Here is an 18,551-nt window from a genome sequence, read left to right on the forward strand (position 1 = left end):
GCCACGAACATGAAACCCGCCGAAGCGGGTTTTTATTTGCTGCCCCCGGCGACCGTGCTGGCGGCATCTATTTCCGCCTGTGCTTTGGCCGCGTAGAGCGTGCCGGGCGGAGGTTGGCGGCTGAAGAAGGTATGCACGCCGTCAAGTACCGCACCGGCGATCTGGCGCTGGTAGGCCGGGTCCATCAGGCGGCGCTCTTCGTCCGGGTTGGAGATGAAGGCGGTTTCCACCAGCATCGCCGGCATGTCCGAGGTGCGCAGCACCGCGAAGTTCGCGCGCTCGATGTTCGGCTTGTGATTCTTGCCGATGCGCTTCAGGCCGCCCAGCACGTGCCCGGCCGCATCTTCGGAGGCCTTCATGTACCCGCTCTGGGCCAGGTCCAGCAGCACGTTGGCCAGCGTGCCCTCGGTCTGCTGCAGGCGCACGCCGCCGACCAGGTCGGCCGCGTTTTCCTTGTCGGCCAGCCAACGCGCGCGCTGCGACGAGGCGCCCTTGGTCGACAGCACGTAGACCGACGAGCCTTTGGCCGCGCGGTTCTCCGCCGCGTCCGCGTGGATCGAAATGAAGATGTCGGCCTTGGCCGACCGCGCTTTCTGCGCGCGCATCGGCAGCGGGATGAACACGTCGGTGTCGCGGGTCAGGTAAGCCTTCAGGCCCGGCGTCGCATTGACCTGGCGGGCGAGCTCGCGTGCCACTGCCAGGGTGATGTCCTTCTCGCGCTTGCCGCTTGGCCCCACTGCACCCGGATCCTGGCCGCCATGGCCCGGATCGATCGCCACCACCAGCGGGCGCATGCCCGACTGCATCTTGACCCGCGACGCATCGCTGGGCATGACCGGGCGCGGCGGCACCACCGTGGCCTGCACCGGCGCAGGAACGACCGCCGCCGTGGGCTGGCCCGCAAGGATGGCCGCCGGCGAGGCTGCGTTGCTGGCCGCATTGGCGGTTCCGGCTGCCGCGACGTTGGCGGTGGTTGCCGCGGACGGGGCACTCGGCGTCGGCGCTGCCGCCGCCGCACTGGCACTCGCCTGCTGGCGGACCGTGGCGGTCAACAGCGCCGCAGCGCGCGCCGCGTCATTGCGCGCCTGCGCGGCTTCGGCCGGGGTCGGCGGGAGCGTGCGGATTGTTGCGGCAGGCACGGGCGCTGGCTGGCTCGCCACGGCCGCGGGCACCGGCGCGGTGCCGGTCGCAGGCGCCGCCGTTGCCGGCGCGCTGGCAACAGGCGCCTTCACACTGGCGGGGGCGTCACCCGGCCATTCGATCACCAGGCGCGAATCCTCGCCCTGCTTCAGCAGCTGTGGCTTGAACGGCGCGACCGATTCGGCGAGGTCGAACACGACCCGGAACGTCCCGGGCACCGGCTGCCCCGTGCGTACCGCCGTGACCACGCCCGCAGGCGCCGGCATCTTGAGGGTGCGCACCGCGCTGGAGTCCGGGAAGTCGACCACCAGGCGGTTCGGGCCCGACAGGCTCAGGGTCTTGTACCCGCCGCTGCCGGTCAGTGCGATCTCGGCGCGGGTACCGGTGGAACCCGTCTCCAGCCCCACCTGGCGGATTTCGCCCGCCCATGACAGCGCGCTCGCCAGACACAGTCCGACGGCGGCGCAGATGGCGGTGAGTGGTTTCCCCATTGGCATGGGTACGGATTCAATCACTGCGCTGAATGAAAAGCAACACCTTTTCCCTTAATAATCCGTAACCTGGGGGTGGTTCCTCCTGTCACCCCACAGAAAGGGCCTGCAAGTCGCCCCCTTGCGGGAGCCGCTGCAGCCATTCCTGCCCTGCCGGGCTGGAGGCGGTCAGCCGGGCATGCCGGCCCTGCCCTTCGATCGCCAGCGCCACGATCAGATCGGTGGGCGGCAATGCACCGGCCCCGCGTTCGGGCCACTCGACCAGCCACAGCGACGCGCTGTCCTCGTCCAGGCCAAGGAAATCCAGCTCCTCGGCCTGGCCGATCCGGTACAGATCCAGGTGCCAGGCCTCCTTGCCATCGGCCAACGGGTAGCGCTCGATCAGGGTGTAGGTGGGGCTGCGGATCCCGCCTTCCACCCCCAGCGCGCGCAGCAGTGCCCGTGCCAGGGTGGATTTGCCCGCGCCCAGGTCGCCCTGCAGCTGCACCACTGCATGCGGCGGTCGGGTGGCGGCCAGCCAGTGGCCCAGCAGGTCGGTGTCCTGCGGTTCTGCCAGGAAGAAGTCGATCATCGGTATCACGGTTCCGGGTTCACCCGCCGGCGCAGCGGCACCAGCAGGTCGGTGGGGAGCAGGCCGCGCTGGCCCTCACGGGCCGCGTCGTCGCCCGCCAGGGCGTGCAGCAGCGCGCCGGCGCTGGCCGCGTCGAACGCCGACAGGCCCTGCGCGCGCAGCGCTGCAATGATGCCGGGAAGCAGGTCGCCCATGCCCCCCACGGCCATGCCGGGGTTGCCGGCGGCGATGACACGCGGACGCGCATGCGGCGCAGCGACCACGGTACCGGCGCCCTTCAGCACCACCACTGCGTGGTGCCGTGCGGCCAACGCAGCGGCGGCGCCGAAGCGGTCGGCCTGTACCGCCGCCGCATCGGTGCCCAGCAGGCGCGCGGCCTCGCCCGGGTGCGGGGTGAGGATGGCATCGTGCAGCGGCCGTGGCTGGGCAGCCAGCAGGTTCAGTGCGTCGGCGTCGATCACCAGCGGGGTGCCACTGGCCAGCACCTGGCGCCACAGCTCATGCGCCCAGTCGTCCTGGCCCAGCCCCGGGCCGATCGCGATGACCGTGGCGCGCGGCAGCAGCGCCTGCAATTCATCGCTGTCCTGCACCGCGTGCGCCATCGCCTCGGGCAGCCGCGCCAGCAGCGGCGCGACGTGCTGCGGCCGGGTCGCCACGCTGACCAGGCCGGCACCGGCCCGCAGCGCCGATTCGGCTGCCAGCATCACTGCGCCGCCGCTGCCGGCATTGCCACCCACGCACAGCACATGGCCGTTCCTGCCCTTGTGGCTGTCCACGGGGCGTGGCGGCAGCAGCGGCGGCAGGCGCTCGGCCGCCCACAGGTCAAACGATTCAGCAAGCTCGGGCATGCCGGGATTCTATACTTGTCGCCATGTCCGCGGTTCCCCTGCCCGCTCCTGTCCACCTGGCCCGTGCCGCCGAGCGCGTGCGCGCGCTCGCGCGCGAACACGGCTTCCAGCGCTGCGGCATCGCCGGCATCGCGCTGGACGAGGACGAAGCGCACCTGGCCGACTGGCTGGGCAAGGGCCTGTACGGCACCATGGACTGGATGGCGCGCCATGGCAGCCTGCGCGCACGCCCGGCCGAACTGCTGCCCGGCACCGTGCGGGTGATTTCGGTCGGCATGGATTACGGGCACAAGGACGACCGCCAGGCCTGGGACACCCTGCACGACGGCGACCGTGCCTATGTGGCGCGCTACGCGCTGGGCCGCGACTACCACAAGCTGATGCGCAACCGGCTGCAGAAGTTCGCCGACGCGCTGGCCGCCGAGATCGGCGCCTTCGGGTATCGGGTGTTCGTCGATTCGGCGCCAGTGCTGGAGCGCGCACTGGCCCGCAACGCCGGGCTGGGCTGGATCGGCAAGCACACCTGCCTGATCGATCGCCAGGGCGGCTCGTGGTTCTTCCTGGGCGAGATCTACATCGACCTGCCGCTGCCGGTGGACACCCCGGCCACCGCGCACTGCGGCACCTGCACGCGCTGCATCGATGTATGCCCGACCCAGGCCATCATCGGCCCGCAGCGGCTGGACGCGCGCCGCTGCATTTCCTACCTGACCATCGAGCACGACGGCGCGATACCCGAGGACATGCGACCGCTCATGGGCAACCGCATCTACGGCTGCGACGACTGCCAGCTCGTATGTCCCTGGAACAAATTCGCACGCCGCACCGACGAGCCGGACTTCCGCGCGCGCAACGGTCTGGACAGCGCCAGCCTGGCCGATCTGTTCGCCTGGGAGGAAGACGAGTTCCTGCGCCGCACCGAAGGCAGCCCGATCCGCCGCAGCGGACACGAGCGCTGGCTGCGCAACATCGCCGTGGCGCTGGGCAATGCGCCCGGCCACGCCGGCACGCTGGCCGCACTGCAGTCCCGCGCCGACCACCCCTCCGCGCTGGTCCGCGAACACGTGCAGTGGGCGCTGCAGCAGCACGCCGCGCGCCAGGGCGTGCGACCATGAGCGCCCGTTCGTACCGTTTGACCCGCCATGGACCGTAGCGCGCAGATCCTCACGCCCAGCCAGCTCAACGTGCTGGCCCGCGACCTGCTGGAAGGCACGTTCCCATCGGTGTGGGTGGAAGCCGAACTCGGCAGCGTGACCCGCCCGGCCTCCGGCCACATGTACTTCACCCTGAAGGATGCGCGCGCACAGATCCGCGCTGCGCTGTTCAAGCCCAAGAGCCAGTGGCTGAAGTTCGTGCCGCGCGAGGGCATGCGCGTGCTGGTGCGGGGACGGCTGACGCTGTACGACGCGCGTGGCGAATACCAGATGGTGCTCGATCACATGGAGGAAGCCGGCGAAGGTGCGCTGCGCCGGGCCTACGAACAGCTCAAGGCGCGGCTTGAGGCCGAAGGCCTGTTCGCCGCCGAACGCAAGCGCGCCCTGCCCGCCCACGTGCGTCGGCTGGCGGTGATCACCTCGCCCACCGGCGCCGCCGTGCGCGACGTGCTGAGCGTGCTGCAGCGCCGCTTCCCGCTGCTGGAGGTGGACCTGCTGCCGAGCCTGGTGCAGGGCGACAGTGCCGCCGCGCAGATCACCACCCTGCTGCGCAGTGCCGATGCCAGCGGCCGCTACGACGTGATCCTGCTGACCCGCGGCGGTGGATCGATGGAAGATCTGTGGGCGTTCAACGACGAACAGCTGGCCCGTGCGATTGCGGCCAGCCAGACGCCGGTGGTGTCGGCGGTGGGCCACGAAACCGACTTCAGCCTGGCCGACTTCGCCGCCGACCTGCGCGCGCCGACGCCGTCGGTGGCCGCCGAGCTGCTGGTGCCCGACCAGCGTGACCTGCAGCTGCGCCTGCGCCGCTTCGCGGCGCGTCTGGTCCAGCTGCAGCGGCATGGGCTGGGCCAGGCCATGCAGCGTGCCGACCGTGCCCTGCTGCGACTCAATGCACAGAGCCCGCAGAATCGCCTGCAGCTGCTGCAGCGCCGCCAGCAGGACCTGGGGCGGCGGCTGGCCGCGACCTGGCAGCAGCAGCACGAACGCCGCCTGGCGCGACTGCGCCACGCGGCGGCGGTGCTGCGCAATGGGCACCCGCAGCGACAGCTGGATGCAGGGGCGCAGCGCCTGCAGCGCACGCTGCCGCGCATTGAAGCGGCCATGGCGCGGCAGCTGCAGCGCGACACGCTGCGCCTGCGCGGGGTGGCGCGCTCGATGGAAGCAGTCAGCCCGCTGGCCACGGTCGCGCGCGGCTACGCCATCCTGACCCGCGACGACGACGGCCGCCTGGTGCGTTCACCGCTGGATGTCGCGCCCGGTGACGCGCTTACGGCGCAGGTCCAGGACGGAAAGATCAACGTCAAGGTGACGTAGCGCCACGCGGTGTTTTCGTCAGCCCCCCGCCGTCTCGCAGAATTTCTGCCGGTACTCCATGGCCTTGGGCATCAGCGCCTGCAGGTTCTGGATGCGCGTGCCCGGGTTCGGGTGCGTGGAGGAAAACTCCGGCGGCGACTGCCCGCCGCTGGCCTGGCCCATGCGCTCCCACAGCGGCACCGCCTCGCGCGGATCGAAACAGGCGGCAGCGGCCAGCATCAGCCCGACCTCGTCGGCCTGGGTTTCGTGGCTGCGCGCGTAGGGCAGCAGGTAGCCATAGCCCATCGCCGACATCACCATCTGTTGCTGCTGCGGGTCCATGCCACTGGCGGCACCGGCCATCTGCCCGATCTGGGTAAGCTTCTGCTGGGCCATGCGCTGCGCGCCATGGCGCAGCAGCGCGTGGGCGATTTCATGCCCCATCACCACCGCCATGGCGTCCTGGGTCTGCGCGACCGGGATGAGCCCGGTGTACACCGCCATCTTGCCGCCCGGCAGGCAGAAGGCATTGGCCTGGTCGGACTGGATCACGTTGACTTCCCACTGGAAGTCGCGCGAGAAGTGCGCCGGCGTCATCCCGTGCTCCTGCGCCAACGAGGTTTCTACTACATCGACCTTGCGGATCAGCCGTTCGGCAATCGCACGCACATCGCGCGAGACCTGGGCATTGGGATCCAGCGGGCGCTCCTGTTGCAGGATCTCCTGGTAGGCCTGCAGCCCCATCGCCATTTCCTGGTCGGCATCCAGCGAACTGTCGATCAGTACGCTTTCCCCGGTGTAGGGGTCCACGCTGCGGTTGGAGAACCAGTAGTACGCGGCGTAGCCAGCGAAGGCCAGCAGTACCCACCAGCGGATGTTGCCGAACAGACCCGGGCGCCGCGCCCGTTGCTGCTGCTGACCACCAAACGGATCGCTGCGCATGCTGGTGCTTCCTGAAAAGGGTGGAAAATCCTACCGCCAGATCCCGGGGGTCAGATACCCCGGACCAGGCGGAACCCGATCCTGGCGCTGGTCGTGTCCGAATCCTGTGATTGCCGCCAGGCGGCACGGGTCTGCTCCGGTGCGTTGGCCCAGTTGCCGCCGCGGATCACCCGCTGCCGGCAGCCCGGGTTGAACCAGGCCAGCCCGTCGGCCGGGGCGCGCCGGTAGCTGGCGTGCCAGCAGTCGGCCACCCACTCGCTGAGATTGCCGGCCATGTCATGCAGGCCCCAGGCATTGGGCTGGAAGCTGGCCACCGGGGCCGGCCCCCACCAGCCGTCGCCGTAACCGACGAAGGCGTTGAACCAGCGCCGTCCGGACGGCGAGACGTCTTCACCGCCGGTGAAGTTGCCCGACAACGGCGGCGGCGTGCCGGCGTTGCCCCACGGGTAGCGGCCACTGGTACCGGCGCGCAGGGCGTATTCGAACTCCGCCTCGCTGGGCAGCCGGTACGAGCGCCCGGTCTGCTCGGACAGCCACATCGCGTAATGCTCGGCGTCGCGCACGCTGACATGCATCACCGGCGAGTTGGCCATCGCCGGGGTACCGTCATAGCCCGAGCGCCAGTCCACGCCGCTGCTGCGGGTGAAGTTGCCGCTGCGCTCGTCGTAGATGATGGAATGGCCGCGCCGGGTGGCGCGCGGGCGCGCATTGCTGGCCTGCACGTAGCGGCGGTAATCGGCCACGGTGACTTCGGTGATCGCCATTGCGAAGCCACGCTCGAACCGGACGTAATGGGCCGGCTTCTCCGCATCGCTGGCACCGGGCTCGCTGGCGCCGGCGCCCATCTGGAAGCCACCGTGCGGTACCACGATCATCTGCGGCCCGCGCCCGCCATCGCGCAGGGCGTCACTGAACACCTGGCGGGGGCGGAAGCTGCCGTAGTGGGTGGCCAGTTCGATGCGCTCGCGCAGTTCGGCCACCACCGGGTCGCCGGGCAGCGCGATGCGCAGGGCGTCTTCCAGTTTCTGCCGCGCCGGCTTGAGGCCCTGCGGCGTGGCCAGGTCGCGCAGGCCCTGGTCGCGCAGCCGCACCAGCGTCTGCGCACGGATGGCTTCGATCCGCTCGAACGCATCGTTGATGGTCGGCGCCGAATCGCGCACCTTGGCCGCTTCGGCCAGCCAGGTGCCGGCGGCGGTGAAATCGGCGGCGCGTGCGGCGGCTTCGGCACGCCGGATCAGCGCGCTTTCGGCGGCCGCCAGGCCCTGCCGCGCACGCGCGTTGTCCGGCTGCAGGGCCAGCGCGTCGCGGAAGTTGGCGATGGCGCCGTCGCCGTCTTCGCCGATGCGGTCGGCGCGCAGGTCGTCCTCACCGGCGCGGTTGTACGCCACCACCCGTTGCGCCAGCTCCACCTGCGACTGCAGTTGCCGCACCTGCGGATCGTCCGGAGCCAGGGCCAGCAACACCAGCGCGATGTCCCCGGCCTGGGCCAGCGCTTCGCGCTGCCGCAGCGGACGCGCCAGCAATGCGGTGGCCTGGTTGAGCAGGCGCTGGCGGGCGCGCGCCAGGCCGGCAGTCGCCTGGCGGTCCTTGGGATCACGCTCGAGCAGCGCCAGCCAGAGGGGAATGGCATCGGCGGCGGTGGCATACAAGCGGTCTTCCGCCAGTGCCTTGGCGGCATCCCGCCGCGCCTGCGCCACGCCGTCGTCGGCAATGACCACCGCTGGCGGCTGCCAGCGTTGTGCGGTCTCCGCCGCGTCCTCCCCGCCAATGGTGACCTGCGCCGGCGCCAGGTCGGCCGCCTTGGCTGCCTTGGCCGCCTTGTCCGGCGCCGCCCGCGGGCCCGGATCGGCCGTGCGCGGGGTCGCCGCGGGCGTTGAAGGCGCCTCGGGCGAGCACGCTGCGGTCGCCAGCAGCAGCGCGGCCAGCAGCAACGGGGCGGGTCCGGGAATGCGCAATTCGGGTTCCTTCAACGAGCCAGGTTCGACGGTAGGCTATTCTCCCTCACCTGAGCAAACCTGCAGTAGACGGAACCCCTACGTGGCCTATTGGATCAAAACCCCGGCGGAACTGGACGAGCGCTACCGCCAGCGCCCCACCCGGATCGGGCTGGACACCGAATTCATCCGCGAACGCACCTACTGGCCGCAGCTGGCACTGGTGCAGATGGCGGTCGGCGATGAGATCCTGCTGATCGACCCGCTGATCCCCGGCATGAACGCGGCGCTGGCGACGTGGCTCGCCGACACCTCGATCCTGAAGATCATGCACAGCGCCAGCGAGGACCTGGTCACCTTCAAGGTGGCCTGCGGCGTGTTGCCGCGCCCCCTGTTCGATACCCAGATCGCGGCGTCGCTGGCCGGCATCGGCGGCGGCCTGGGCTACCAGAAGCTGGTTACCGCAATCACCGGAGTGACCCTGGCCAAGGGCGAGACCCGCTCGGACTGGATGCGACGCCCGCTGTCGGACGCGCAGCTGGAGTATGCCGCCGACGACGTGGAATACCTGTTCGCCATCCACGATGCGGTCGATGCGAAGCTGGGCGAACTCGGCCGCCGCCAGTGGCTGCAGGACGATGCCGAACGCCTGCTGGCCAGTGTCGAGCACGACGAGGAACGCTGGCCGCACGTGGCCATGCGCTCGGCACAGTTCATGGACGCCGACGCCCAGCACCGGCTGCTGCGCCTGCTGCGCTGGCGTGATGTGCAGGCGCGCGCCAGCGACAAGCCGCGCAGCTGGATCCTGGACAACGAACTGGCCGCGGTGCTGGCGCGTACGCCACCGGCCGATGCCGCCGCGCTGGCGAAGGTGATGGACGGTTTCCCGAAAGCACCGCGCAAGCTGGCCGCGCAGGTCTGGGAGGCGCTGGAAACACCGCTGCACGATGAGGCGGAGGCGCCGCTGGCATTGGCCGCCAGCGACACCAACAAGCAGACCTTCAAGCGCCTGCAGGATGCGGTGGCCAAGCGCACCACCGAGCTGGGCCTGCCCGACGGCGTGCTGGCCTCGCGCAAGCACCTGGAGAGCTACATGGAAAGCCGCCAATGGCCGCAGTCGCTGGCCGGGTGGCGGCAGGCGGAACTGGAACCACTGCTGGCGCCGTTGTTGCCTGCTGCGGGTTGAGACCGCGCCGAAAAGGCCCCGCTTGTGCGGGGCCCATTCTTCAATGGATCACCAGTTGAGGTTCAACGAGACGCCCACAACGCGCGGTTCGTTGTACACCGCCGCCATGTAGTTCTCGATCACGCCCTTGAGGTTCTTCTCGTTGGTGATGTTGCGCGCGAACAGCGCCGCTTCCCACGCCCCGTAGTTGCCCGAGTAACCCAGCTTCAGGCCACCTTCGAAGCTGCCCTTGGAATTGAACTCGGCCGAGTCATACAGCACGAAGCTGGTATGGCCCTGCTTGTTCCAGTCGGTGGACACGAAGAACACGTCGCTGTCGTTGACCGGGAAGTCGTAGCGCGCCGCGAAGTTCAGGTTGTACTTCGGCGCGTTCGGCAGCGGGTTGCCGTTGATCTGGGCGAACGTGTTGGCGCCCACCTTGATGGTCGGGTCATTCACGGTGCACACCACCGCGCCGTTCAGCGCGCAGACCTGCGCATACACGCGGTCATCCTGGATTTCGCTGTGCAGCAGGCTCACGCCGGCGCTCAGGCTCAGGTTCGGGATCGGGCGCAGCTCCATGTCCGCTTCCAGGCCGTAGGCCTTGGCCTTGTCGGCATTGAACAGCACGCCGTTGCCGTTGGAATCGTTGCCGTTGAGCTGGATGTCGTTGACCACGTAGGTGAACGCGGTGGCGTTCATGCGCAGGCGGTTGTCCCATAGGCTGCTCTTCACGCCCGCTTCCCAGGACAGGATGGTTTCCGAATCGGCGGTGGTGAAGTCCGCGTTGAACACCGCCGAACGGCCTTGGATGGTCGGGCCGCGGAAGCCACGCGCCACCTTGGCGTACACGCTCACCTGCGGGTTGAACGCGTACATCGCGCTCACGTCCCAGCTCGGGGTGGTGTCGGCCATTTCCACGTCGGTACGGCCACGGTAGGTCACCACCCCGGCGGCCGTATCAGCGGTCTTCAGCAGCCGGGTACGCTTCTCGTCGCGGGTCTGGCGCAGGCCGGCGGTCAGGGTGAACCTGTCGGTCACGTCATAGCTGACCTGGCCGAAGCCGGCCCACGAGGTATTGGTGTTGCGCAGGCGCACCCAGTTGTTCGGATTACGCGCGGCGCCCTGCAGGAACCAGGCGCGCTGGTAGAAATCGGTGGTGTCGCGGCCATCGAAGTAGAACGCGCCCACCTGCCACTTCAGGCGGTTGTCATCGGCATTGGCCAGGCGCACTTCCTGGGTCCACTGGTCCAGGTCGCGGATCTGCCCCATCGACTGGCCATACCCGTTGGGCACGCCGTTGACCGGGAAGTTGGCCGCCGCGCCACCGTCGGTGTCACCGCGGCTGTAGCCGGAGGTGGTCTCGTAGGCGGTGATCGAGGTCAGCGAAATGTTGCCGAAGTCGTACACGGCTTTGACCGAACCGCCGTAGGTCTTGTACGCCTGCGGGTTGTTGTCGGCTTCGTCGTAGGCCACCTGGTCGCGCGGCGCGTCGGTGGTGTTGGAGCCCTTGGTGATCGCGCTGCGCAGGAACAGGGTCGAGGTGCCTTCGTAGTCGCGGGCGTGCGCCGAGGCCAGCAGCGAGAACGCATCGCTGGGCTGCAGCAGCAGCTGGGCACGCACGTTGCGGTCGTCGAAGCCGCCCATGGCGTTCTTCTTCGGGGACACCGTGCCATCGGCGCTGGGGCCGGTGTAGGTGTTGTCCACGTAGTCGTCGCGGTGCTGGTACAGCGCCGACACGCGGAACGAGGCGATGTCGTTGATCGGGCCACCGAAGCCGCCGTCCACCGACACGCTGCCGTAGCTGCCGTAGCTGGCCTGCACGCGGCCGCTGTAATCCTGGCTGGGTTTGATGCTGTCGAACTTGACGATGCCGGCGGTGGTGTTGCGGCCGAACAACGTGCCCTGCGGGCCACGCAGCACTTCGATCTGGTCCACGTCATACACCGGGTTGGACTTCAGCACCACGTGCTCAAGCACCACGTCATCCTGGATGATCGACACCGGCTGCGACGCCCCCAGGTAGAAGTCGATGTTGCCCAGGCCGCGGATGTAGAAGCGCGGGAAGATGCGGCCGGTGGTGGTTTCGGCGTAGAAGCTTGGCACCCGGCCACTCAGGGCCAGCAGGGTGTCATCGCCGCCGGCGGTGTAGTCGCGCAGGCGCTCGCCCTGGACCACGCCGACCGAGACCGGCACGTCCTGCAGGTTGCGTTCGCGATGGTCGGCGGTAACGGTGATCGCATCAAGCGAGGTCGGGCTGGCGTCCTGGGCCAGCGCACCGCCGGTGGACCCAAGCAGTGTGGTGCAGGCCAGCGCCAACACGTGCAGGCGGGGCGAGCGAGGAGTGGACGCGGACGTGGTGCGATGGTACGACATTCGGGGCTCGGGCAATCCGTTTGCGATGCGGCAAGGTATTGCGCCGATGTTTCAGCGTGGTTTCAACGGGCGTAGATCCGGCGGTGGCGTCTGCGACTCCCCCTCGCAGACGCCACCGCACCGATCAGGCCGCGACGCGCTCCATGCGCGCGGGCTGCGCGTCGGCCAGGCGGAACTGCCCGACCGATTGCTGCAGCTCGGACGACTGCGCGTTCAATGCACGCGCAGCGGCCGAAGCCTCCTCGACGAGGGCAGCGTTCTGCTGGGTCACACCGTCCATCTGCACGATGCTCTGGTTGACCTGCTCGATCCCTGCCGCCTGTTCCTGGCTGGCGCTGGCGATCTCTTCGATCAACCCGCCCAGCTCCCCAACCGATGCCACCACGCGCTGCAGGGTCTGCCCCGCCTGGCTGGCCAACGCACTGCCATCGGCCACCTGGGTCGCCGACGCGTCGATCAGCGCCTTGATCTCCTTGGCCGCACTGGCCGAGCGCTGCGCAAGCGCGCGCACTTCGGAGGCCACCACGGCAAACCCGCGGCCTTCCTCACCCGCACGCGCCGCTTCCACTGCGGCATTGAGTGCCAGGATGTTGGTCTGGAAGGCGATGCCATCGATGACGGTGGTGATGTCGGCGATGCGGCGCGAGGACGCTTCGATGCCGCCCATGGTTTCCACCACCTGCGCCACCGCGTTGCCACCCTGCACCGCCACCTCGGCCGCTTCCGCCGCCAGGCGGTCGGCACGGCGGGCGTGGTCGGCGTTCTGCTTCACAGCGGCGGTCAGCTCTTCCAGCGATGCGGCCGACTCCTCCAGGCTCGCGGCCTGCTGTTCGGTACGCTTGGACAGGTCGTCGTTGCCGGCGGCGATCTCCGCCGACGCGGTGGCGACCGACACGGCCGCCTGCTGGATGCCACCGACGATGCGGGTCAGCTGTGCCACGGTCGCGTTCGCATCGTCGCGCATGGTCGCGAACACGCCCTGGAACTGGCCTTCGATGCGCGCACGCAGGTCGCCGTCGGCCAGCGCGCGCAGCAGCGTGGACAGCGCGCTGAGGTTCCGGTCGGCGGTGACCATCAGGGTGTTGAGGCCTTCGACCATCACGCGGAAGTCATACTGATAGGCCTCGGCGTTGCCGCGCACGCTGAAATCGCCGGCCGCGGCGGCCGCCACCAGGTGCTTGATCTCGCCGTTGATCGCCTGCAGGCGGTCGCGTACGCCATTCACGGCCTCGGTGATCCGCGCCTTCTCGCCCGGCAGCTGCTCCATCGGCTGCGACAGGTCGCCATCGGCGTAGCGGCGGACCAGGTCCACCATGCGCATCTTGACCCCGATATGCGCGGCGACCAGTTCGTTGGTGCCGGTCACCATGGTGCCGAACTCGCCTTCGAACCGGCTGGCATCAATGCGGTAGCTGATGGCGCCTTCGGCGTGGTGCGGGCTCATTTCGTTCTGTGCCGCGATGATCTCGCGCAGCTTGGCCTGCATCTGCTGCAGCGCGCCCATCAGGCGGCCCACTTCATCGGCACTGCGCACCGTGATCGGCTTGTCCAGTCGGCCGGCGGCGACGTCGCGCGCCACCTGCCCTGCCTCGGCCAGCGGCACGCTGAGCAGACGGCGTACCACGACGATCAGCGCCACGATCACCGCCAGCAGGCCCAGGCCGGACACCACCGCGATCTGCAGCATGAGCTTGTGCAGCACCGCCTGCAGCACCGAGGTGGGCTCCAGGCCGAGCACCGTCCACTGCCACGGCCCATAGGCCTGTGCATTGACGAAGTAAGGTTGCACCGGGGTGCCGTCGGCGCCGCGCAGGTGCAGCGTGGCCGTGCTGGCCTTGCCGCTCAGCAGCGCCTCCAGCGTCGCCTGGTCGGCCGGGTCGACGCGTGCGGACAAGCGCGCGCCCTCACCGGCGTTCGCGGCCATCACGGTGCCGAACGCATCGCCGGCGCGCGTATTGACCGCCAGGAACTGGCCTTCCTTGCCGAGCTTGGACTCGCGCAGGCGGGCCTTCAACGCCGCCAGGCCCTCGGTGTAGTTCTGGCCGACGAAGGCGATGCCGGCTACCTCGCCCGCCGCGTCCTTGATCGGCATGTAATGGGTCATGTAGTCCACCCCGAACAGCTTTACCGGACCGGTAAAGCCTTCGCCCGCCAGCATCTTCGGATAGGCCGGGCTGGCGTGGTCGAGCACGGTGCCCATGGCACGCGCGCCTTCGGCATTACGCACCGAGGTGGACACGCGCACGAAGTCGTCGCCATCGCGGACGAACACGGTGGCCACGCCACCGCCGGTGGCTTCGGCAAAACGATCCACTGCCGCTTCCTGCAGGTTGAGCACCTCCTTACCCAGCCGCAGCGTCGGGGTCTGGCGCTCGCCCACGGTGACCAGTTCCGCCGGGGCCACGCTGACCTCGCCGGACGGCAGCATGGCGCGGAACATGCCGGCCATGCGCTGGGTGCTGTCGCTCAGGCTGCGGTCGTACAGCTCGACCGAATCGCGCATGAGCTCGGTGGAGGTCTGCAGACCGGCTTCAACGCGTTGCTGGTAGCTGGTGGCGGCCTGGCGGTAGATCAGCACCGCCAGGACGACGAACGCAAGCGTGGTGATCAGGCCCATCAACAGCGCCAGACGCGCGCCGATGGAGGTTGAGAAAACGGTGGCGGCACGGGTCGTCATCGTTGGTACTCGGAGGGAGGATTTGGATTGAGAGATACGTCACACTTCTTATCGGCACCGAAGTGGTCCTCTTTACGTAAAAAAAGTCAGAATCCCTCTTCCTTTCGTTTTACCCAAGTTATTGATCTTCAAGTACTTCCTTCGAGAGGCATCTTCACGAACCCGCACATTCGTTCAGGAATGGACGAAAAATCCTAAAGATGGGGGCGGCCGTGCCGCCATTGCATGGCCGCGTCGGTCCCAATCCACCTGCAGCGATGCACCCTTGGCAGCGCGTGGACGCGGCGCTACACTGGGCGTTCGCGGCACCCACGCCGCGTAGCAGTACATCTGGGGCCATAGCTCAGCTGGGAGAGCGCGTCGTTCGCAATGACGAGGTCAGGAGTTCGATCCTCCTTGGCTCCACCATTATTCAGACAGAACAGCGCGCCGAGAGGCGCGCTGTTCTGCATTTCAGGGACCCGACGCGCGACGACGGCCTGAAACAGGAGTTGATCACGCCGCGCCGCCCGCAGTAGAACGGGAGGGTGGAGTGCGTCATCCGGATACTCGAGGAGAAGTGCGTGCCGCGCTACCGCTTCGAGAGCCAGATACAAGCGCTGGCGATGATGATTCCGGATGCGGCCAGGTGCGGCTTCACTTGCCCTACGCCGTCAGCAGGAGCCGGCACCTTGTAGGATCGAGTTGCCAGGCAAGCGGCAATTATCGATAAGTGGTACATCCCGCGCTCGAATGCGGGTGGCGAGAATGCAGGCACCCCGCGATCCGCCCCGAGAGACAAGCGACTGGCGGTAGAAGACCCTGTACAGGCGGAGGCCCAAAAGGATCTGATCGAGGGTAGTGGCGGCTAATCCAGCGCCATATCATGCTCGCAGGCCAGTGATGGTGCAGCTTGCCCGCGAACTGTGCTTGGGAGGCGACGTGAGTATCCGGTCCGGGGGCATGCCCCCTGCATCGCCGGGACACGCATGGCGTGCCCCTGCGATGACCGAGCGGCCGCTCAGCCGGTGTTGCCGTCCTTGATCGGGGGGCGGCGGCTTTCCTCCTGCCGGACCTTCTCATCGGTCTGGCCGGGACGGGTCTTGGCGACCTCGTCCTGCCTGTGGTCCTGCTGGGCTTCGTTGACATCTTGCTGTTTGCCGGGCTGCGTGTCGTTGTTCATGCTGCGTGCTCGTCGTGGCCAGCCCTCTCTGGGCATGGGCCACACCGTAGCGCCGGGCGTGTGATGCACGGGTCAGCGGGTGGGCCATGCCGGGTCATATCCAGGCGGGGTCGCCCAGCGCCTGGGCCAGGCAGCGCGACATGGTTTCGCCGTCGACCGGCTTGAGCAGGAACGCACGCGCGCCGCGCGCCATCACCCGGGCGCGCAGGGCGTCGGTCGGGAACGCGGTCATGAAGATCATCGGGACGCGACAGCCGCGCGCCAGCAGTTCGGCCTGCAGCTGGTCGCCGTCCATCTGCGGCATCTGGATGTCGGTGAGCAGGCAGTCCGGCGCGTCGCCCTCATCGGCCAGGAAGGCGGCCGCGCTGGCGTAGGTGCGCACCTCGTATCCGAGCGCCCGCACCAGGCTCGACAGGGACTGGCGCACGCCGTCATCGTCGTCAACGATGGCAATGCGGTAATTCGGTTTCATGCCCCTTTATGCCCGATGCGTCCGCGCGCGTGAACCATACACAGGTTTTGTGCGCTCGCGTTCGCGCGGGCGTGCTCAGGACGCCGGCTGGCCCACCCCCAGCGCCTCGGCCTGCCGCACCAGGTCGGCCAGCGCACGCACGCCCATCTTGCGCATCACGTTGCCGCGATGGATCTTGACGGTGATCTCGCTCAGGTGCAGCTCGCCAGCCACCTGCTTGTTCATCAGCCCGGCCACCACCCGCGCCATCACCTCGCGCTCGCGGGGCGTGAGGGTGGCGTAGCGCGCGACCAGGGAATCGCGGGCGGCGCTGTGCTGGCGACGGCGCGTATCGCGCTCGATCGCCGCGCTGACCGCGTCCAGCATGTCCTGGTCGCGGAACGGCTTGGACAGGAAGTCGACCGCGCCCGCCTTCATGGCCCGCACCGTCATCGGGATGTCGCCGTGTCCGGTCATGAACACGATGGGCAGCTGGATGCCGTGCGCGGCCAACTGGCCCTGCAGGTCCAATCCGCTGATCCCGGGCAGGCGCACGTCCAGCACGATGCAGCCGGGTACCGCCGGGAGCGCCGCCTGCAGAAGCTCGGCCGGAGAACCCAGCACCCGCGTCTGCAGGCCTACCGAACGCAACAGGCTGTCCAGCGCGTCGCGCACCGCCGGATCATCGTCGACCACGACGACCAGGGGTTTGGCAGGCGCGGCAGCACCACGCGGCGGTAGGGCGGTTGTCATGACGGTGCGCCTTCTGCTGTGGTGGCCAGCACCAGCTGGAACCTGGCACCACGACCGGGGACATTGTCCACCGACAGCCTGCCGCCATGTGCCTCGGCGGTGGAGCGGCAGATCGCCAGCCCCATGCCCATGCCCTGCGGCTTGGTGGTAAAGAAGGGTTTGAACAAGGTGTCCAGGTGATCCGGCGGAATGCCCGGACCGCTGTCGGTGATGCTTATCGTCACTTCACCCGGCTCGCCTGCCCGGGCGTCGATCTGCACTTCGCGTGCAGCTTCCTGCCCGGCCATGGCCTGGCAGGCGTTGACCAGCAGGTTGACCAGCACCTGCTGCAGCTGCACCCCGTCGCCCATCAACGGCGGCAGCCTGCCGACCACGGCGATGCGCAGCTGTACCGATTCTCGGCTGAATTCGTGCTGCACCAGGCGAACGGCGTCGTCGATCAGCGTCAACGCATCCAGCCGCTGTGGCGGCGTGCTGCGCTTGGCCAGGAACGCGCGGACCCGTTTGACGATCTCGCTGGCCCGGCGCGCCTCGGCCACGCTTCGGTTGATCGCCGCATCCACTTCCTGCAGGTCGGGGCTGTCGCGGTGCAGCCAGCGCAGGCCCGCCTCGCCATTGGTCACCACCGCCATCAATGGTTGGTTGACTTCGTGCGCCAGCGTGGCCGCCAGCTCGCCCAGCGTCGCCACCCGCGTGGCATGGGCCAGTTCGGCCTGCGCACGCCGCGCGGCATCTTCCGCGCGCCGACGTTCGGTGGCATCGGTATGGGTTTCCATGACGCCGACCGCCCGCCCCTTGCCGTCGCGCTGGATGACCCAACGGCTGTCCAGCACGCGCCATTCCCCCGCACGGGTGCGTTGTTCAAGCACGCCTTCCCAGCTGCCCAGCGCGAGCAGCGCGGCTTCCACCTCCTCCCGCGCCTGTGGATACCGCGTGGAGAGCAGCGTGTCGGCCACCTGGCCGATCGCCTCGCCCGCCGACCAGCCATACATCTGCACCGCAGTGCGGTTCCAGAAGGTGATCACGCCGCTGCGATCGCGAACGAAGATCATGTCGTGCGACAGGTCCAGCAGCATCGCCTGGCCGCGCAGGCGCTGCATGGCGTGTTGATGCTGCAGCGCCAGCACCGCAGTGATGCCGATCGCTGCCAGGCTGACCAGCGCGCGGAAGGTCTGCGACCCGACGTGGTTCAACCCGTGCGAGTCCACGTAGGCCACGACGGTCAGCACGATCCCCGCCACCGCGGTGGCGACCAGGTCCACCCGCCGCCCGGTGCGCGCTGCCAGCAGCACCGCCACCACGTACAGCACCGCTACCGCGCCTTCCAGCGTGGTGAGGACATCGACCAGGAAGATGCACAGCGTCAGCAGCGCGGCCGCGACCCGGTACAGCGCGTGGCGAGTGGACACGGTCGGGCCGGCAGGCATCGCGCAATGACCTTCGGTGGGAGGGGCACAGTATCCCCCGCCCCGGCGGGCGGTTGATCCCTCAAAAGAGGGATGTGCCGGGACCGGCCCCAAACCAACGTATGACCCGGAAAAACGATCGCGCAATACCCCCGCCGCGTCCCGCCGCCTAGTCTGGATTCGTC

13 protein-coding genes, 1 tRNA gene and 1 pseudogene are annotated in these 18,551 nt (G+C 68.8%); 4 read left to right on the top strand and 11 right to left on the bottom strand.

Going from position 1 to position 18,551, the window contains the following annotated elements; genetic code table 11:
- Positions 1-32: 32 nt before the first annotated feature.
- The 3 genes and pseudogenes from ACIGII_RS03120 to ACIGII_RS03130 form a co-directional block, all read right to left on the bottom strand.
- On the bottom strand, positions 33-1,637 hold the full coding sequence (locus ACIGII_RS03120) for an N-acetylmuramoyl-L-alanine amidase (protein ID WP_399635076.1): 1,605 nt from the start codon (positions 1,635-1,637) through the stop codon (positions 33-35).
- 82 nt (positions 1,638-1,719) lie between these two features.
- Entirely contained in the window at positions 1,720-2,202 is a 483-nt protein-coding gene (gene tsaE / locus ACIGII_RS03125) for a tRNA (adenosine(37)-N6)-threonylcarbamoyltransferase complex ATPase subunit type 1 TsaE (RefSeq protein ID WP_399635078.1), read from the bottom strand.
- Positions 2,203-2,207: 5 nt separating this feature from the next.
- Positions 2,208-3,020, bottom strand: a pseudogene (locus ACIGII_RS03130) (NAD(P)H-hydrate dehydratase); the annotation flags it as partial.
- 53 nt (positions 3,021-3,073) lie between these two features.
- Here ACIGII_RS03130 and queG point away from each other — a divergent pair.
- Both queG and xseA read left to right on the top strand, forming a co-directional pair.
- The gene (queG, locus tag ACIGII_RS03135) at positions 3,074-4,165 is read left to right on the top strand and encodes a tRNA epoxyqueuosine(34) reductase QueG (RefSeq protein WP_399635081.1); all 1,092 of its coding nucleotides are present in this window, start codon (positions 3,074-3,076) and stop codon (positions 4,163-4,165) included.
- A 27-nt stretch (positions 4,166-4,192) separates the two neighbouring features.
- Positions 4,193-5,521, top strand: coding sequence for an exodeoxyribonuclease VII large subunit (gene xseA, locus ACIGII_RS03140; protein WP_399635083.1), 1,329 nt, complete (start codon positions 4,193-4,195; stop codon positions 5,519-5,521).
- An 18-nt stretch (positions 5,522-5,539) separates the two neighbouring features.
- On the opposite strand, the gene ACIGII_RS03145 is transcribed toward xseA, so the two are convergent.
- Positions 5,540-6,442, bottom strand: a complete 903-nt coding sequence (locus ACIGII_RS03145) for a M48 family metallopeptidase (RefSeq protein WP_399635085.1) — start codon at positions 6,440-6,442, stop codon at positions 5,540-5,542.
- 50 nt (positions 6,443-6,492) lie between these two features.
- Positions 6,493-8,397, bottom strand: coding sequence for an SUMF1/EgtB/PvdO family nonheme iron enzyme (locus ACIGII_RS03150; protein WP_399635087.1), 1,905 nt, complete (start codon positions 8,395-8,397; stop codon positions 6,493-6,495).
- Positions 8,398-8,479: 82 nt separating this feature from the next.
- Between ACIGII_RS03150 and rnd the strand changes: the two genes are divergently transcribed.
- A complete protein-coding gene (rnd, locus tag ACIGII_RS03155; protein WP_399635089.1) occupies positions 8,480-9,562 on the top strand; it encodes a ribonuclease D in 1,083 nt (360 codons plus the stop codon).
- A 48-nt stretch (positions 9,563-9,610) separates the two neighbouring features.
- Here rnd and ACIGII_RS03160 read toward each other — a convergent pair whose 3' ends face one another.
- The gene (locus tag ACIGII_RS03160; protein WP_399635092.1) at positions 9,611-11,917 is read right to left on the bottom strand and encodes a TonB-dependent receptor; all 2,307 of its coding nucleotides are present in this window, start codon (positions 11,915-11,917) and stop codon (positions 9,611-9,613) included.
- 124 nt (positions 11,918-12,041) lie between these two features.
- Positions 12,042-14,594 carry a Cache 3/Cache 2 fusion domain-containing protein gene (locus tag ACIGII_RS03165; protein WP_399635094.1) on the bottom strand — a complete coding sequence of 851 codons (2,553 nt, stop codon included), beginning with the start codon at positions 14,592-14,594 and terminating at the stop codon, positions 12,042-12,044.
- Between the two features lie 332 nt (positions 14,595-14,926).
- Between ACIGII_RS03165 and ACIGII_RS03170 the strand changes: the two genes are divergently transcribed.
- Positions 14,927-15,002 (top strand) — tRNA-Ala (locus ACIGII_RS03170).
- Positions 15,003-15,594: 592 nt separating this feature from the next.
- Here the strand turns inward: ACIGII_RS03170 and ACIGII_RS03175 are convergent.
- The 4 genes from ACIGII_RS03175 to ACIGII_RS03190 form a co-directional block, all read right to left on the bottom strand.
- The gene (locus ACIGII_RS03175) at positions 15,595-15,756 is read right to left on the bottom strand and encodes a hypothetical protein (RefSeq protein ID WP_399635097.1); all 162 of its coding nucleotides are present in this window, start codon (positions 15,754-15,756) and stop codon (positions 15,595-15,597) included.
- 94 nt (positions 15,757-15,850) lie between these two features.
- Positions 15,851-16,228 carry a response regulator transcription factor gene (locus ACIGII_RS03180; protein ID WP_399635099.1) on the bottom strand — a complete coding sequence of 126 codons (378 nt, stop codon included), beginning with the start codon at positions 16,226-16,228 and terminating at the stop codon, positions 15,851-15,853.
- A 75-nt stretch (positions 16,229-16,303) separates the two neighbouring features.
- Positions 16,304-16,960, bottom strand: a complete 657-nt coding sequence (locus tag ACIGII_RS03185; protein ID WP_399635101.1) for a response regulator transcription factor — start codon at positions 16,958-16,960, stop codon at positions 16,304-16,306.
- Entirely contained in the window at positions 16,957-18,369 is a 1,413-nt protein-coding gene (locus ACIGII_RS03190; RefSeq protein WP_399635104.1) for a sensor histidine kinase, read from the bottom strand. Before ACIGII_RS03190 ends, ACIGII_RS03185 begins: the two co-directional genes overlap by 4 nt.
- Between the last annotated feature and the right edge of the window lie 182 nt (positions 18,370-18,551).

The sequence above is a fragment of the Stenotrophomonas sp. NPDC077420 genome (assembly GCF_044543385.1).
Lineage (GTDB): Bacteria > Pseudomonadota > Gammaproteobacteria > Xanthomonadales > Xanthomonadaceae > Stenotrophomonas.

Excerpts from the sequence above, each read along its gene's own strand:
- ACIGII_RS03145 (WP_399635085.1), bottom strand. The coding sequence starts at position 6,442 with ATGCGCAGCGATCCGTTTGGTGGTCAGCAGCAGCAACGGGCGCGGCGC.
- ACIGII_RS03160 (WP_399635092.1), bottom strand. The coding sequence starts at position 11,917 with ATGTCGTACCATCGCACCACGTCCGCGTCCACTCCTCGCTCGCCCCGC.
- ACIGII_RS03185 (WP_399635101.1), bottom strand. The coding sequence starts at position 16,960 with ATGACAACCGCCCTACCGCCGCGTGGTGCTGCCGCGCCTGCCAAACCC.
- ACIGII_RS03165 (WP_399635094.1), bottom strand. The coding sequence starts at position 14,594 with ATGACGACCCGTGCCGCCACCGTTTTCTCAACCTCCATCGGCGCGCGT.
- ACIGII_RS03120 (WP_399635076.1), bottom strand. The coding sequence starts at position 1,637 with ATGCCAATGGGGAAACCACTCACCGCCATCTGCGCCGCCGTCGGACTG.
- ACIGII_RS03175 (WP_399635097.1), bottom strand. The coding sequence starts at position 15,756 with ATGAACAACGACACGCAGCCCGGCAAACAGCAAGATGTCAACGAAGCC.
- queG (WP_399635081.1), top strand. The coding sequence starts at position 3,074 with ATGTCCGCGGTTCCCCTGCCCGCTCCTGTCCACCTGGCCCGTGCCGCC.
- tsaE (WP_399635078.1), bottom strand. The coding sequence starts at position 2,202 with ATGATCGACTTCTTCCTGGCAGAACCGCAGGACACCGACCTGCTGGGC.
- ACIGII_RS03180 (WP_399635099.1), bottom strand. The coding sequence starts at position 16,228 with ATGAAACCGAATTACCGCATTGCCATCGTTGACGACGATGACGGCGTG.
- xseA (WP_399635083.1), top strand. The coding sequence starts at position 4,193 with ATGGACCGTAGCGCGCAGATCCTCACGCCCAGCCAGCTCAACGTGCTG.